This window comes from Pseudomonas putida, from assembly GCF_028682455.1.
In the GTDB taxonomy this organism is placed as follows: domain Bacteria; phylum Pseudomonadota; class Gammaproteobacteria; order Pseudomonadales; family Pseudomonadaceae; genus Aquipseudomonas; species Aquipseudomonas putida_AA.
Genome location: NZ_JANHLD010000001.1, coordinates 1,294,881 through 1,308,980 on the forward strand (window position 1 = coordinate 1,294,881; position 14,100 = coordinate 1,308,980).

Here is a 14,100-nt window from a genome sequence, read left to right on the forward strand (position 1 = left end):
TGACCATGGATATCAAGAGCGCGCTTGGCCGCATCGTCGGTCACCTGGACCTGAGCACTGAAGAAATGCGCGATGTGATGCGCGAAATCATGACCGGCCAGTGCAGTGAAGCGCAGATCGGTGCCTTCATGATGGGCATGCGCATGAAGAGCGAAAGCATTGACGAAATCGTCGGTGCAGTCTCGGTGATGCGCGAGCTGGCCGACAAGGTCGAGCTCAACACCCTCGACCAAGTGGTCGATGTGGTCGGCACGGGCGGTGACGGCGCCAACATTTTCAACGTATCCACCGCTTCTGCCTTTGTGGTCGCCGCCGCCGGCTGCACCGTGGCCAAGCATGGCAATCGTGCGGTCTCGGGCAAGAGCGGCAGCGCCGACCTGCTGGAAGCTGCCGGTATCTACCTGAACCTGACGCCTGTGCAAGTGGCGCGCTGCATCGACAGTGTCGGTATCGGTTTCATGTTCGCCCAGACTCACCACAAAGCGATGAAGTATGCCGCTGGCCCGCGCCGCGACCTGGGGCTGCGTACCCTGTTCAACATGCTTGGCCCGCTTACGAATCCGGCCGGTGTGAAACACCAGGTGGTCGGCGTGTTCACCCAGGCGCTTTGCCGGCCATTGGCCGAGGTGCTGCAGCGCCTGGGCAGCAAGCATGTGCTGGTGGTGCACTCCAAGGATGGGCTGGACGAATTCAGCCTGGCCGCGCCTACCTTTGTCGCCGAGCTGAAGAATGACCAGATCACCGAGTATTGGGTCGAGCCCGAAGACCTCGGTATGAAGAGCCAGAGCCTGCACGGCCTGGCGGTGGAGAGTCCGGCCAAGTCCCTGGAGCTGATTCGCGATGCCCTGGGGCGGCGCAAGACCGAGAATGGTCAAAAAGCGGCCGAGATGATCGTGCTCAATGCCGGTGCGGCGCTGTATGCCGCTGATCACGCGATGACCCTCAAGCAAGGTGTCGAGCTTGCTCACGATGCCCTGCACACCGGCCTTGCCCGGGAAAAACTCGAAGAACTGGGCGCTTTCACCGCCGTATTCAAGCAGGAGAATGAAGGATGAGTGTGCCAACGGTTCTTGAAAACATCCTGGCGCGCAAGGTTCAGGAAGTTGCCGAGCGCAGCGCCCGCGTCAGCCTGGCCGAACTGGAGCGCCTGGCCGCTGGCGCCGATGCGCCACGCGGTTTCGCCAATGCCCTGATCGAGCAGGCCAAGCGCAAGCAGCCGGCGGTGATTGCCGAAATCAAGAAGGCCTCCCCGAGCAAGGGTGTGATCCGCGAGCACTTCGTTCCCGCCGAGATTGCCGTCAGCTACGAGAAGGGCGGTGCGACCTGCCTGTCGGTACTGACCGACGTCGACTATTTCCAGGGCGCCGATGTTTACCTGCAGCAGGCTCGTTCGGCCTGCAAGCTGCCGGTGATTCGCAAGGACTTCATGATCGATCCCTACCAGATCGTCGAAGCCCGCGCGCTGGGCGCCGATTGCGTGCTGCTGATCGTTGCCGCGCTGGACGATGTGAGAATGGCGGAGCTTGCGGCCACTGCGAAAAGCGTCGGCCTCGATGTGCTGGTCGAAGTGCACGACGGCGACGAGCTGGAGCGGGCGCTGAAAACCCTCGACACCCCGTTGGTCGGCGTCAACAACCGCAACCTGCACACCTTCGATGTCAGCCTGGAAACCACCCTCGACCTGTTGCCGCGAATTCCCCGTGATCGCCTGGCCATCACCGAGAGCGGCATTCTCAATCGCGCCGATGTCGAGCTTATGGAAATCAACGAGGTTTACTCGTTCCTGGTGGGCGAAGCGTTCATGCGCGCCGAGCACCCAGGCCTGGAGCTGCAGCGCCTGTTCTTCCCCGAGCGGGCGGTGCAGAATCCGCTGCAAGGACTGGATTGATTCGAACTTTGAAGCCGGCATTGCCGGCTTTTTTGTACCTATAAGGTTATTGCGATGACTGATCAATTAATGGATGTGACTGTCGAGGCGGGCCTGCAGGCCGAGCAAGCGCTGCTGGCGGCCGTGTGCAAGGGTGAACAAGACAGCGGTGTGTTGTTCTGGCGCCCGACCGACCACGCGTTGGTGATGCCGCGGCGCATGAGCCGCCTGGAGGGTTTCGAGGCCGCCTGTGCGGAGCTGGCAATTTCCGGCTGGCCGGTGCTGCTGCGTGAAACCGGCGGTGAGCCAGTGCCGCAGTCGCCTGCGGTGATCAATATCGCGCTGGTCTATGTGGCGCCGCGCAGCGAAGGCGATCACGGTCGTATCGAGAATGCCTACGAGCGTCTGTGCTTGCCGTTGTGCGAGGTACTGCGCGAGTGGGGCGGGCTGGCTTCGGTAGGCGAGATCGAAGGCGCGTTCTGTGATGGCCGCTACAACGTCAACCTCAACGGTCGCAAGCTGGTCGGTACCGCACAGCGCTGGCGCCAGGGCCTGGGCGGCAAGCGTCCGGTGGTGCTGGTGCACGGTGCGCTGTTGCTCGACAACGAACGCGAGTCGATGGTGGCGGCGGTCAATCGCTTCAATGAATGCTGCGAGCTAGACCAGCGCTGCCTGGCAGACAGCCACATCGCCTTGCACGAAGTCGTGCCTGAAGCGCCGCTGCTCGAGCGCCTCGGCCAGGCTTATGCTGAAGTGATCAAGGGCATCGCCCGCGATTAACGGGTGCCGTAGACCACCATGGTCTTGCCTTTGACGTGAACCAGGCTGCGTTCTTCAAGATCCTTGAGTACGCGGCCGACCATCTCCCTCGAGCAGCCCACGATTCGACCGATCTCCTGGCGGGTGATCTTGATCTGCATTCCGTCGGGGTGGGTCATTGCGTCGGGTTGCTTGCACAGTTCGAGCAGGCAGCGCGCGACGCGTCCGGTGACGTCGAAGAAGGCCAGGTCACCGACCTTGCGCGTGGTGTTGCGCAGGCGCTGGGCCATCTGGCTGCCCAGGGCATAGAGAATGTCCGGATCCTGGCGCGCCAGTTCGCGAAATTTCTCGTAGCTGATTTCTGCAACTTCACATTCACTCTTGGCGCGTACCCAGGCGCTGCGCTGTTGCTCCTGCCCTGATTGTTCGAACAGGCCAAGCTCGCCGAAAAAGTCGCCGCTGTTGAGGTAGGCGATGATCATCTCGTGGCCGTCATCGTCTTCGATCAGGATGGTCACTGAGCCCTTGACGATGAATGACAGCGTCTCGGCCTTGTCGCCGGCACAGATGATGTTGCTTTTGGCCGCGTAGCGGCGCCGCTGGCAGTGGGCGAGCAGCTTGTCGATGTTCTTTATCTTGGCTGATAGGGCTGATGCAACCATGGCTGAATCCTGGTAAGAGGCAACGCGTGAACACTTTTATAGGTAGTCTGGCTAAAAGTGCCAGTGATTTGGCGTCAGCTTATCAGACACTTATTGGTGTATCGGCAGAATTCATCTTGCGCTTGAGCTTTTCCACCAGCCCTTCTGGGTCTAAGCTGGCAGCCTTTTTTCTAGCAAGGGAGTCCGGATGATGAAGGCACGTATCCAGTGGGCAGGCGAAGCCATGTTTCTGGGCGAATCGGGTAGTGGCCATGTCGTGGTCATGGACGGTCCACCGGAGGCGGGCGGTCGCAACCTGGGCGTACGGCCCATGGAAATGCTCTTGCTGGGCCTGGGTGGTTGCAGCAACTTCGATGTGGTCAGCATCCTGAAAAAATCCCGCCAGGCGGTGGAAAGCTGCGAAGCCTTCCTCGAAGCCGAGCGTGCCAGCGAGGATCCGAAGGTGTTCACCAAGATCCACCTGAACTTCGTGGTCAAAGGTCGTGGCTTGAAGGAAGCCCAGGTCAAGCGTGCGGTTGAATTGTCTGCAGAGAAGTACTGCTCGGCTTCGATCATGCTCGGGCGGGCAGGGGTGGAGATCACCCATAGCTATGAGATTGTCGAGCTAGGTTGAGTTGAATGCATCGCGGGGCAAGCCCACTCCTACGCAATCCGTAGGAGCAGGCTTGCCCCGCGAGCCGTTCAGCGACGCAGTCCCGGCAGTAGCTTCAGCAGCCCACTGGGTACGCACGCGCGAAAGCGTATGCTCAGGCCCTCACGATGCTTCTGGTACTTGAGCCCCAACCCGATGACACCCAGGCCGATCAAGGTCAGTACCACCGGGAACAGCAGCGAATCGGCAAACACTTCATACGACAGGTAACCCAGGTACGCGGCCACGCCCATGGCCCCGAACACCATGAACATGGGCCTGCGTAGCAATACCGCCAAGCCCATCAAACCGAGATTGATCAGGCAGTAAAGCGCCTTGCTCAGTTCGCTGTCGCTTTCCATCAGGCTCAGCCCCAGCCAGAACGCCAGCAAGCCTGCCAGATAGCCCCAGAAGGCATAGTCCTGGTGGGTACGGCCGTCGACTACCAGAAATACCAGCAACAAGCCCAGGCCGAACCACAGCGAAACAGTGAGCCGCTGATCCCAGTTGAAGGCGTCGCCGTAAACCCACTCGCTCAGGTCCATGGACATGAACCACAGTGCCCCGGCAATCGGCATCACGATGAAGGGGAAAGGAATCAGGCGCAGCATCAACAAACCTGCGACAACCGTAGCGGCTTCCATCAACAGCCAGCCGCCCTGCACATAGGTGTAGTAGTTGTGGTAGTTGCCCTGGCTGTCGTCCAGTGGCCAGAAACCAGTTAGCCGCTCCACGGAAAACACCGCCAGCGGCACGATACTGACTGCAACCGCGGCGAGGACGCCGGCAGGAATAACCTGGCCACGTCGCTGCAAGAGCAGCCCGGCCAGGGTCAGGCCGCCAATGTAGAGGAGGGCGATGATCAGCAGGGCGCTGTCGCCAATGCGCATCCAGGCTTCGCTGAGTAGCCAGCCCATGGCGCCCATGATCAGTAGGGCACCAAAGTAGAAGGCCACATCGGCCAGCTGGAAACTGGCGCGGGTGGTGGGCTGGCGCTTGAGGAACTCAAGCAGGGCCTGGTCCTGGCCGGGGTTCAGAACACCTGCGCTGACGGCGCGGGCCAGGTCCTTGGCATCGAAGCGTTCCGTCATGGCGTGTCCTAGATTCGGTAGGTGCTCTTGGTCATGACCTTGGCCATCAGGCTCATTCCAAAGCGCACGGGGGCAGGGAAGCGGAAGCCGCCGGCTTCCAGGGCCGACTCGGCGTGTTGCTCTTCGTCAACGCGCATCTGTTCCAGGATAGCCCGGGATTTTTCATCCTCGGCCGGGATCTGCTCCAGATGCTCGTCCAGGTGCTTGCACACCTGATGCTCGGTAGCGGCGACGAATCCCAGGCTGACCTTGTCGCTGACAAGCCCTGCAAGGGCGCCGATGCCGAACGACATACCGTAGAACAGCGGATTGAGCACGCTGGGGTGGCTGCCCAGCTGGCGGATACGTTGCTCGCACCAGGCCAGGTGGTCGATTTCTTCTTCGGCGGCGTGCTCCATGGCCTTGCGTACCTGCGGCAGCTTGGCGGTCAGGGCCTGGCCCTGGTACAGCGCCTGGGCGCAGACTTCACCGGTGTGGTTGATACGCATCAGCCCGGCCACGTGGCGGGTCTGGGTATCGTCCAGGTCGACGTCCGGCTGGATGATGGCCGGCGATGGGCGGGAAGGTTGGCCGCTGAAGGGAAGCAAGGTGCGCATGGCGGTATCGGCCTGCAGCAACAAGCGGTCGAGCGGCGAATAGTGACGTTCGGTAGCCATCGGGCACCTCCGCAAGAATGTGCCCGACAGTTTACCGCAATCGAGTTGATCGGGCTTGCCCTGGATCAGCCCGGTGGCCAGTGCATCTGGCGCTGACCCAGCACATGCATATGAATGTGGTAGACGGTCTGGCCGCCCTGCTCATTGCAGTTCATGACCACGCGGAAGCCGTCCTCACAACCCAGTTCCTTGGCCAGGCGCTGTGCGGTGAACAGAATGTGTCCGGCCAGGCCCTTATCTTCTTCGGTCAGGTCGTTGAGCGTGCGAATCGGCTTTTTCGGGATAACCAGAAAATGTACCGGCGCCTGTGGGGCGATATCGTGGAAGGCCAGAACCTGGTCGTCCTCGTAGATGATCTTGGCCGGGATTTCCCGGTTGATGATCTTGGTGAACAGAGTTTCCACTACGGTTGCTCCATGATGGGGGTCGGGCCTGAGTGTACTCAGGCTGGGGGGCGCCGCCCAGCCCTGGGCCGGTCAACGCGGGCAATAAGCCTGATTGATGACGCCTGCGAGCTTGCGGGCCAACCAGCGCGAGAGAAGTCGTGGACTGAAGGCCAGCCAGCGGTTTCGACGGCCTGGAATGATCAGTGCGCGGTTTTTTTCCAGCGCTCGAACGGTGTACAGGGCCACCTCTTCGGGACTCAGGCAGCGTTGGCGTTTCTCCAGGCGGGGAATGCGTCGCAGAGGCGAGCGAACCGGGCCCGGGCACAGTACTGAAACCTTGATACCGGTACGCTTGAGTTCCTCGCGCAGGCCTTCGGAAAAACTCAGTACATAGGCCTTGCTGGCCGCATAGCTGGTCATCCAGGGGCCGGGGGCGAAGGCGGCCAGCGAGGCAACGTTGAGGATCTGCCCACCTCCTTGCACGGCCATGGCGTTGCCCAATGCATGGCACAGGCGCGTCAGGGCGAGGATGTTGACCTCGATGAGGTCCTGTTCATCACCCCACTCCTGCGCCAGGAATGGGCCATAGGTGCGGATGCCGGCACAGTTGACCAGCAAGTCGATCTGCCGCTCGCCTTCTTCGAGCTCCAGCAAAAAGCCGGAGAGGCGCAAAGGCTCACCCAGGTCGCAGGCGCGGAACAGTACTTCGACCCCAAAGCGTTGGGTGAGCTCGATGGCAATGCTTTCCAGCAGGTCGCGCTGACGTGCCACCAGAATCAGATTGCGCCCCCGACGTGCCAGCGCCTCGGCCAGTGCCAGGCCCAGACCGCTGGAGGCACCGGTGATCATGGCGTAACGGGTCATGCAGTTCTCCAGTGGGATAGGGGCCAGGGCGCAGAGTTTACAGGAGTCAGTGCGGCCAGCGCCGGCTCAGGGTTGCGGCCGAGGCCTGGGCCTGGCGGTATTCGGCGTCCAGGCGAGCGATCAATTGCTCGGTGGAGCACAGCGCATCGATGGCGCCGACACCTTGCCCGGCAGACCAGACGGTTTTCCAGGCCTTGGCTTCGTCGTCAATGGGTTTGAGTTTGGTCTCGACATTACCGCGCAGGGCGGCCATGTCGAAGCCGGCGTTCTCCAGGCTTTGGCGCATGAAGCTGGCCGGCACCCCGGACACCGCAGGGGTGTGGATGATATCGGCTGCCTTGGCGGCCAGCATCATTTCTTTGTAGGCATCCGGGGCGCGGCTTTCGTGGGTGGCGATAAAGCGCGTACCGAGATAGGCGAGATCTGCGCCGAGCAGCTGCGCCGCGAAAATTTCATGGCCACGGTTCAGGCAGCCGGCCAACAGCAGGGTCTTGTCGAAAAACTGGCGGATTTCGGCGATCAGGGCGAACGGGCTCCACGTCCCGGCATGACCACCCGCGCCGGCAGCCACGGCAATCAATCCATCGACGCCGGCTTCGGCGGCTTTCTCGGCGTGACGACGGGTCGTCACGTCATGGAATACCAGCCCGCCATAGCTGTGCACTGCATCGACCAACTCTTTAACCGCACCCAGGCTGGTGATCACGATGGGTACTTTGTGTTCTACACAGATCGCCAGGTCGGCCTGCAGGCGTGGGTTGCTCTGATGGACGATCAGGTTGACCGCGTACGGGGCAGGGTTGGTCATGGCCTCAAGGCCAGCCTCGATCTCTTCCAGCCAGGCCTTGAAGCCTGCGCTGTCACGCTGGTTGAGCGCCGGAAAACTTCCGACTACGCCATTGGCACAGCAGGCCAGGAGCAATTGCGGGTTGGAGATCAGAAACATCGGCGCTGCAACCACTGGCAGGCGCAAGCGTTGTTCGAGCAGGGCAGGCAATGACATGACAGGTTTCCCGAGACTGAGTGATAACTGAGGTTAGAACGGTTTGACCACCACCAGAATTACGATGGCGAGCAGGATCACCACCGGTACCTCATTGAACCAGCGATAGTAGACGTGACTGCGGGTGTTTTCGCCGCGGGCGAAGCGCTTGAGCTGGGCCCCGCACATGTGGTGGTAACCGGTGAGCAGCACAATCAGGGTGAGCTTGGCGTGCATCCAGCCCTGGCTGAGGAAGCCCGGGGTCAGGCTCAGCAGCCAGATACCGAAGACGAAGGTGGCAATCATTGCCGGCCCCATGATGCCGCGGTACAGCTTGCGCTCCATGGTTACGAAGCGCTCCTGGCTGATGCTGTCCTGGCTCTGGGCGTGATAGACAAACAGTCGTGGCAAATAGAACAGGCCGGCAAACCAGCAGACCACACTGACGATGTGCAGGGCTTTGATCCAGAGAAAAAGCATGAGGTTGAGTTCCTTCAGGGTTCACGGTCGTCAGATAGTAGAGGCTAGGCGCCTGGCGGGCCATCTCAACAGTTGTGACGGCGGTGCCGGGGCCCTTATTATCGTGGGCTTTCCAGTCGGTTCGTTGATAAGGGGCACGCGTTATGGTCAAGGTCGGTATCGTCGGTGGCACGGGTTACACCGGGGTCGAGCTGCTGCGTCTGTTGGCACAGCATCCACAGGCAGAGGTGGCGGTCATCACCTCGCGCTCCGAAGCTGGCCTGGCAGTTGCCGATATGTACCCGAATCTGCGCGGCCACTACGACGGCCTGGCCTTCAGCGTACCGGACGTGAAAACCCTGGCTGCCTGCGATGTGGTGTTCTTTGCCACGCCGCACGGCGTTGCCCATGCACTGGCCGGTGAGCTGCTGGCCGCGGGTACCAAAGTCATCGACCTGTCAGCCGACTTCCGCCTGCAGGACGCTGATGAGTGGGCGAAATGGTACGGCCAGCCCCATGGCGCGCCGGAACTGCTCAAGGATGCGGTCTACGGCTTGCCTGAAGTCAACCGCGAGCAGATTCGCCAGGCACGCCTTATCGCCGTACCGGGTTGCTACCCGACGGCCACCCAACTGGGGTTCCTGCCGCTGCTGGAGGCCGGTATCGCCGATGCCTCGCGCCTTATCGCCGACTGCAAGTCGGGTGTCAGTGGCGCTGGCCGCGGCGCCTCTGTCGGTTCGCTGTTCTGCGAGGCCGGCGAAAGCATGAAGGCCTATGCGGTCAAAGGCCATCGCCACCTGCCAGAAATCACCCAGGGCCTGCGCCGGGCTGCCGGGGGCGATGTCGGCCTGACCTTCGTGCCTCACCTCACGCCAATGATCCGCGGCATCCACTCCACTCTGTATGCAGCGGTCGCCGACACTTCGGTCGATCTGCAGGCGCTGTTCGAGAAACGCTATGCCGATGAACCGTTCGTCGACGTGATGCCAGCCGGCAGCCATCCGGAAACCCGCAGCGTGCGGGGCGCCAACGTCTGCCGTATTGCCGTGCACCGGCCGCAGGATGGCGATCTGGTTGTGGTGTTGTCGGTGATCGACAACCTCGTCAAAGGCGCCTCGGGCCAGGCGGTACAGAACCTCAACATCCTGTTCGGGCTGGACGAGCGCATGGGCCTGTCCCACGCCGGCCTGCTGCCTTAAGTCTCGATAACCCGCTGCAAGCCGGCCGACTCGCGATCTGCTTATAGCTTGCAGCTACCCACTTGCGGCTTATGTATTGTTGACCGCTTTTCTCGGAGAAGCGGATAATGCGCGTCATCACGCATTATGGCGGCATAGCGCCGGGAGATAGTCAGCATGAGCGTCGAATCCTTCACCCCAGTGGCTTTGCAGTTCACAGAGGGTGCAGCGCACAAGGTGAAGACCCTGGTCGATGAAGAAGGCAATGATCGCCTGAAGTTGCGAGTGTTCGTGACAGGCGGCGGTTGCTCGGGTTTTCAGTACGGTTTCACTTTCGATGAAGACGTCGCCGAAGACGACACCATCGTCGAGCGCGAAGGCGTGGCTCTGGTGGTCGACCCGATGAGCTTCCAGTATCTGGCAGGAGCCGAAGTGGATTACCAGGAAGGCCTGGAAGGCTCGCGTTTCGTCATCAAGAACCCGAATGCCAGCACCACTTGTGGTTGCGGCTCATCGTTCTCGATCTGATCGCAGGGTAGGTTACACAGCAAAACGCCGCGCTAATGCGCGGCGTTTTGCTGTGTGCAGGTCAGGCTGGGTAGATGGCGCCAAGCACTCGCAGGCCACGGGCGCCGGTGACGCTGGGGCGATTGGCCGGGATGCCATGCAAGCAGCAATGGGCAAGCCAGGCGAATGCCATGGCCTCGACCCAGTCAGGATCAATGCCATGGGCGGCGGTGCTGTCGACATGGGCATCAGGTAGCAGCGCGGCCAGGCGACGCATCAGTGCGCCGTTGTGGGCGCCGCCACCGCATACCAGCAATGCCTGGGTGTCCTGCTGGGCGGCTTGCAGGGAACTGACGATGCTGTGAGCTGTGAGCTCGAGCAGCGTTGCCTGGACGTCCACGTCTGCAATCGCCGGTAGTTCTGCCAGGTGCTGCTTGAGCCACGGCAGGTTGAACACTTCCCGGCCGGTGCTCTTGGGGCCGGTACCGGCGAAGAATGGATCACTGAGCAGGGCGGCCAGCAAGCCTGGATCGACGTTGCCACTGGCAGCCCAGGCGCCATCGGCGTCGTAGCTGTGGCCATGTCGCTCATGAATCCAGGCGTCGAGCAGTACGTTGCCCGGGCCGCAGTCGAAACCGCTGACGGGCTTGTCCTGCTCTATCAGGCTGAGGTTGCTGAACCCGCCGACGTTGAGCACCGCCAGGCGCTGTCCCTGATGCTCGAACAAAGCTTCATGAAAGGCAGGCACGAGCGGTGCGCCCTGGCCTGCGGCAGCCACATCACGGCGACGAAAGTCACCCACCACGCAGATGCCGCTGAGTTCGGCGAGCAGCGCCGGGTTGCCGATCTGCACGGTAAACCCGCGCGATGGCTCATGGCGGATGGTCTGGCCGTGACTGCCAATGGCGCGCACATCTGCAGGCTTGAGGTTCTGCGCGGCCAACAAGTGCTCGATGCCTTGGGCCGCGAGGCGTACCCATTGGTTTTCGGCCAGGGCTGCGCGAGCTATCTCGTCAGCGCCACTGGCGCACAGAGCCAAAAGGTCCTGGCGCAGGCTGGCGGGCATGGGGATGTAATTGGTGGCGAGCAGCCGGGTGTGCTGCTCTTGCTCGATCAATGCGATGTCCAGGCCATCAAGGCTGGTCCCGGACATCACTCCCAGATAAAGAGCCATCGCTTAGCGCTTGTTGGACGCGAGCATGGTAGCCTTTTCCTGGTTCATGCGCGCAACCAGCGGCTGGCTTTGCTGCAGGAAGCGCGGGCGCTCGGCCTTGGCGATGGGGTCGGCCATCGGCAGCTTCTGGCCCAGTGGGTCGACGTGGACACCATTGACCTGGAACTCGTAGTGCAGGTGTGGACCAGTCGACAGGCCGGTGGTACCGATATAGCCGATCACCTGGCCCTGCTTGACGGTGCCGCCGGTCTTCACGCCTTTGGCGAAGCCCTGCATGTGCCCGTAGAGGGTCTGGTAGCGGTTGCCGTGCTGGATGATAACGGTGTTGCCGTAGCCGCCACGACGTCCGGCCAGCAATACCTTGCCATCACCTGCTGCCTTGATAGGCGTGCCGCGTGGTGCGGCGTAATCGACACCTTTGTGAGCGCGGATCTTGTTGAGGATCGGGTGCTTGCGGCCAGCCGAGAAGCGCGAGCTGATGCGGGCGAAATCAACCGGGGTACGGATGAAGGCCTTGCGCATGCTGTTGCCGTCGGCGGTGTAGTAGTTGGTGTTGCCCTGCTTGTTGGTGTAGCGAACGGCGGTAAAGGTCTTGCCGCGGTTGGTGAAGCGGGCGGAGAGAATATTGCCGGTACCGACGACCTTGCCGTCCATGACCTTCTGCTCATAGATGACGTCGAACTCGTCACCCTGGCGGATGTCCTGGGCGAAATCGATGTCGTAGCCGAAGATTCGCGCCATATCCATGGTCAGGCTATGGGACAGGCCGGCGCGTTGGCCGGATGCCGACAGCGAACTCTTGATGGTGCCGTGAGCGTATGCAGAACGCACCACCGGCTTGCTGATTTCACGATTGAAGGCGTAACCGTTTGCGCTTTTGGTCAAGCGGATGGTTTCGAGATTGCTGACTTTGCTGTGCAGGCTGGCCAGCTGGCCGTCCTTGTCCAGCTCGATCTGCAGGACCTGGCCGCTTTTGAGCTGGCTGAACTGCTTGGCTTGCTTGTTGCTCGCCAGCACTTCATGCACTGCGGCCGACGGCAGGCCAACTTTGGCGAACAGGGTCGACAGCGTATCGCCGCGGCTGACGGTGACTTCGCGGTGGCTTGGGTCTTTGGCGGGGGCCGCTTCCGGGGCCGGCGCAGTTGCTGGCTCGGCCTTGGCAGTGTTCTCTGCCGGGGCGGCGCCATCGTCGATCTGCGCGAATGGAGAAGCGTCTGCAGCGCTGGCGCTTTGGGTCAGCGGCGCTTCCGGCTCCTGCTTGAGCTGCTCGGCAGGGCTCTCCAGCTCCAGGTTAAGGGTGGTCTTCTTGGCTTCTACCTCGCTGGAGGGGAACACCAGCAAGGCCAGACTGAGTAAGGCGGCGATGCCGCTGGCGGCCAACAGATGGCTCTTCGGATAAAGCGGGGGCGCTTTAGGCGGTTCGTTGGTCATAGATGAATTGACTTTGAAATAGATGAATTGGAAAAGATGAATGACATGATGAAGATGAAATAACTGTATAAAATATAACCAAATCCCCTTCGGCGCAAGCGCGCAGACGTCATCAGTCGGCTTCGAGGTCACATCCGGGGCAAAAACTTGTAATTGATGGCTGATCTTGTATGGTTGGGGCCCTTTGAATCTGAGCCTTGCGGGTCTGTTATGAAGTCGGTTGAAGAGCAGCTAGCGCTGATCAAGCGTGGTGCGGAAGAGGTACTGGTAGAGTCCGAATTGGTCGAGAAGCTCAAGCGTGGGCAGCCGTTGCGGATCAAGGCGGGTTTCGATCCGACCGCGCCCGACCTGCACTTGGGGCATACCGTCCTTATTAACAAGCTGCGCCAGTTCCAGGATCTGGGGCATCAGGTCATCTTCCTGATCGGCGATTTCACCGGCATGATCGGTGACCCGAGCGGCAAAAGTGCCACGCGTCCGCCGCTGACCCGCGAGCAGGTGCTGGACAATGCCGAGACCTATAAGCAGCAGGTGTTCAAGATTCTCGATCCGGCCAAGACCGAGGTCGCTTTCAACTCCACCTGGATGGACAAGCTGACGCCGGCTGATTTCATTCGCCTGGCTTCGCAGTACACCGTGGCGCGCATGCTTGAGCGCGATGACTTCGACAAGCGCTACACCACCAACCAGCCGATCGCCATCCACGAGTTCCTCTACCCGCTGGTGCAGGGCTACGACTCGGTCGCGCTCAAGTGTGATGTCGAGCTGGGTGGTACCGATCAGAAGTTCAACTTGCTGATGGGACGCGAGCTTCAGCGTGCTTATGGTCAGGAAGCGCAGAACATTGTGACCATGCCGCTGCTCGAGGGGCTCGACGGCGTGAAGAAGATGTCCAAGTCGCTGGGTAACTATGTAGGTATCCAGGAAGCGCCGGGCGTGATGTACAGCAAGCTGGTGTCGATCCCGGATACCCTGATGTGGCGTTACTTCGAGCTGCTTAGCTTCCGCTCGATGGAAGAAATCGACGCGTTCCGTGCCGATGTGGCTGCAGGTGCGAACCCGCGCGACATCAAGATCAAGCTGGCTGAAGAGATCGTTGCTCGTTTCCATGGTGAAGAGGCTGCGGCCAACGCTCATCGCGCTGCAGGCAATCGCATGAAAGAAGGCGAGTTGCCAGAAGACCTGCCAGAGGTCGAAGTGCTCGCAAGCGAAGAAATGCCGATTTCGGCTGTTCTTAATAAGGCAGGCCTGGTGAAGAACTCGGCGGCGGCCCGTGATTTGCTGGCGGCCGGTAGTGTGCGCGTGGATGGCGAAGTGGTTGATCGGGGTTTTGTATTCGCGCTGGGTGCTACCCATGTTTGCCAGGCAGGCAAGAAGGCATTCGCTCGCATCACGCTGAAGGCTGAGTAAATTACCTATATATAGAGTGGGGCGCAGGTTGATTTGGGGTTCT

At 61.1% G+C, this 14,100-nt stretch carries 16 protein-coding genes; 7 read left to right on the forward strand and 9 right to left on the reverse strand.

All coding sequences use genetic code 11. The features are described 5' to 3' along the window. Positions 1 to 5 precede the first annotated feature (5 nt). From trpD to NPS58_RS06325, 3 genes are read left to right on the forward strand one after another with little or no spacing between them, the layout of a single operon-like run. On the forward strand, positions 6 to 1,055 hold the full coding sequence (gene trpD, locus NPS58_RS06315; protein WP_274114472.1) for an anthranilate phosphoribosyltransferase: 1,050 nt from the start codon (positions 6 to 8) through the stop codon (positions 1,053 to 1,055). Next, positions 1,052 to 1,888 carry an indole-3-glycerol phosphate synthase TrpC gene (trpC, locus tag NPS58_RS06320; protein ID WP_274114474.1) on the forward strand — a complete coding sequence of 279 codons (837 nt, stop codon included), beginning with the start codon at positions 1,052 to 1,054 and terminating at the stop codon, positions 1,886 to 1,888. The genes trpD and trpC overlap by 4 nt, the downstream gene beginning before the upstream one ends. Before the next feature lie 54 nt (positions 1,889 to 1,942). Next, a complete protein-coding gene (locus NPS58_RS06325) occupies positions 1,943 to 2,647 on the forward strand; it encodes a lipoate--protein ligase family protein (RefSeq protein ID WP_274114476.1) in 705 nt (234 codons plus the stop codon). On the opposite strand, the gene crp is transcribed toward NPS58_RS06325, so the two are convergent. Next, positions 2,644 to 3,288, reverse strand: coding sequence for a cAMP-activated global transcriptional regulator CRP (gene crp, locus NPS58_RS06330; protein WP_274114478.1), 645 nt, complete (start codon positions 3,286 to 3,288; stop codon positions 2,644 to 2,646). The genes NPS58_RS06325 and crp overlap by 4 nt on opposite strands. 190 nt (positions 3,289 to 3,478) lie before the next feature. Here crp and NPS58_RS06335 point away from each other — a divergent pair, with 190 nt between their 5' ends. After that, the gene (locus NPS58_RS06335; protein WP_010221469.1) at positions 3,479 to 3,901 is read left to right on the forward strand and encodes an OsmC family protein; all 423 of its coding nucleotides are present in this window, start codon (positions 3,479 to 3,481) and stop codon (positions 3,899 to 3,901) included. Between the two features lie 68 nt (positions 3,902 to 3,969). Here the strand turns inward: NPS58_RS06335 and NPS58_RS06340 are convergent, their stop codons facing one another. From NPS58_RS06340 to hemJ, 6 genes are all read right to left on the reverse strand, one after another. After that, positions 3,970 to 5,010, reverse strand: coding sequence for a DUF2157 domain-containing protein (locus NPS58_RS06340; protein WP_274114481.1), 1,041 nt, complete (start codon positions 5,008 to 5,010; stop codon positions 3,970 to 3,972). 8 nt (positions 5,011 to 5,018) lie between these two features. Next, positions 5,019 to 5,666 carry a 2-polyprenyl-3-methyl-6-methoxy-1,4-benzoquinone monooxygenase gene (gene coq7, locus NPS58_RS06345; protein WP_274114483.1) on the reverse strand — a complete coding sequence of 216 codons (648 nt, stop codon included), beginning with the start codon at positions 5,664 to 5,666 and terminating at the stop codon, positions 5,019 to 5,021. A 65-nt stretch (positions 5,667 to 5,731) separates the two neighbouring features. Further along, entirely contained in the window at positions 5,732 to 6,070 is a 339-nt protein-coding gene (locus tag NPS58_RS06350) for a histidine triad nucleotide-binding protein (RefSeq protein WP_038998468.1), read from the reverse strand. Between the two features lie 72 nt (positions 6,071 to 6,142). After that, positions 6,143 to 6,916, reverse strand: coding sequence for an SDR family NAD(P)-dependent oxidoreductase (locus tag NPS58_RS06355; protein ID WP_274114486.1), 774 nt, complete (start codon positions 6,914 to 6,916; stop codon positions 6,143 to 6,145). A 46-nt stretch (positions 6,917 to 6,962) separates the two neighbouring features. Next, positions 6,963 to 7,919 (reverse strand): NAD(P)H-dependent flavin oxidoreductase, encoded by a 957-nt coding sequence (locus tag NPS58_RS06360; RefSeq protein WP_274114488.1) that lies wholly within the window; start codon positions 7,917 to 7,919, stop codon positions 6,963 to 6,965. Positions 7,920 to 7,952: 33 nt separating this feature from the next. Beyond that, complete coding sequence (gene hemJ, locus NPS58_RS06365) at positions 7,953 to 8,378, reverse strand: protoporphyrinogen oxidase HemJ (RefSeq protein WP_274114490.1); 426 nt, start codon at positions 8,376 to 8,378, stop codon at positions 7,953 to 7,955. Positions 8,379 to 8,521: 143 nt separating this feature from the next. Between hemJ and argC the strand changes: the two genes are divergently transcribed. Both argC and erpA read left to right on the forward strand, forming a co-directional pair. Further along, on the forward strand, positions 8,522 to 9,556 hold the full coding sequence (argC, locus tag NPS58_RS06370) for an N-acetyl-gamma-glutamyl-phosphate reductase (protein WP_274114492.1): 1,035 nt from the start codon (positions 8,522 to 8,524) through the stop codon (positions 9,554 to 9,556). A gap of 156 nt (positions 9,557 to 9,712) precedes the next feature. After that, on the forward strand, positions 9,713 to 10,063 hold the full coding sequence (gene erpA, locus NPS58_RS06375; RefSeq protein ID WP_028942121.1) for an iron-sulfur cluster insertion protein ErpA: 351 nt from the start codon (positions 9,713 to 9,715) through the stop codon (positions 10,061 to 10,063). A gap of 61 nt (positions 10,064 to 10,124) precedes the next feature. Here the strand turns inward: erpA and NPS58_RS06380 are convergent, their stop codons facing one another. Both NPS58_RS06380 and NPS58_RS06385 read right to left on the reverse strand, forming a co-directional pair. Then, on the reverse strand, positions 10,125 to 11,216 hold the full coding sequence (locus NPS58_RS06380; RefSeq protein ID WP_274114494.1) for an anhydro-N-acetylmuramic acid kinase: 1,092 nt from the start codon (positions 11,214 to 11,216) through the stop codon (positions 10,125 to 10,127). Between the two features lie 3 nt (positions 11,217 to 11,219). Continuing rightward, positions 11,220 to 12,647 (reverse strand): peptidoglycan DD-metalloendopeptidase family protein, encoded by a 1,428-nt coding sequence (locus NPS58_RS06385; protein WP_274114496.1) that lies wholly within the window; start codon positions 12,645 to 12,647, stop codon positions 11,220 to 11,222. 210 nt (positions 12,648 to 12,857) lie between these two features. On the opposite strand from NPS58_RS06385, the gene tyrS reads away from it, so the two are divergent. Further along, on the forward strand, positions 12,858 to 14,057 hold the full coding sequence (gene tyrS / locus NPS58_RS06390; RefSeq protein ID WP_274114498.1) for a tyrosine--tRNA ligase: 1,200 nt from the start codon (positions 12,858 to 12,860) through the stop codon (positions 14,055 to 14,057). The last annotated feature ends 43 nt before the right edge of the window (positions 14,058 to 14,100 follow it).

Coding starts and splice junctions, on each gene's coding strand:
- NPS58_RS06325 (WP_274114476.1), top strand. CDS start 1,943: ATGACTGATCAATTAATGGATGTGACTGTCGAGGCGGGCCTGCAGGCC.
- hemJ (WP_274114490.1), bottom strand. CDS start 8,378: ATGCTTTTTCTCTGGATCAAAGCCCTGCACATCGTCAGTGTGGTCTGC.
- argC (WP_274114492.1), top strand. CDS start 8,522: ATGGTCAAGGTCGGTATCGTCGGTGGCACGGGTTACACCGGGGTCGAG.
- NPS58_RS06335 (WP_010221469.1), top strand. CDS start 3,479: ATGAAGGCACGTATCCAGTGGGCAGGCGAAGCCATGTTTCTGGGCGAA.
- NPS58_RS06385 (WP_274114496.1), bottom strand. CDS start 12,647: ATGACCAACGAACCGCCTAAAGCGCCCCCGCTTTATCCGAAGAGCCAT.
- NPS58_RS06340 (WP_274114481.1), bottom strand. CDS start 5,010: ATGACGGAACGCTTCGATGCCAAGGACCTGGCCCGCGCCGTCAGCGCA.
- coq7 (WP_274114483.1), bottom strand. CDS start 5,666: ATGGCTACCGAACGTCACTATTCGCCGCTCGACCGCTTGTTGCTGCAG.
- erpA (WP_028942121.1), top strand. CDS start 9,713: ATGAGCGTCGAATCCTTCACCCCAGTGGCTTTGCAGTTCACAGAGGGT.
- NPS58_RS06380 (WP_274114494.1), bottom strand. CDS start 11,216: ATGGCTCTTTATCTGGGAGTGATGTCCGGGACCAGCCTTGATGGCCTG.
- crp (WP_274114478.1), bottom strand. CDS start 3,288: ATGGTTGCATCAGCCCTATCAGCCAAGATAAAGAACATCGACAAGCTG.
- NPS58_RS06360 (WP_274114488.1), bottom strand. CDS start 7,919: ATGTCATTGCCTGCCCTGCTCGAACAACGCTTGCGCCTGCCAGTGGTT.
- trpC (WP_274114474.1), top strand. CDS start 1,052: ATGAGTGTGCCAACGGTTCTTGAAAACATCCTGGCGCGCAAGGTTCAG.
- trpD (WP_274114472.1), top strand. CDS start 6: ATGGATATCAAGAGCGCGCTTGGCCGCATCGTCGGTCACCTGGACCTG.
- NPS58_RS06355 (WP_274114486.1), bottom strand. CDS start 6,916: ATGACCCGTTACGCCATGATCACCGGTGCCTCCAGCGGTCTGGGCCTG.
- tyrS (WP_274114498.1), top strand. CDS start 12,858: ATGAAGTCGGTTGAAGAGCAGCTAGCGCTGATCAAGCGTGGTGCGGAA.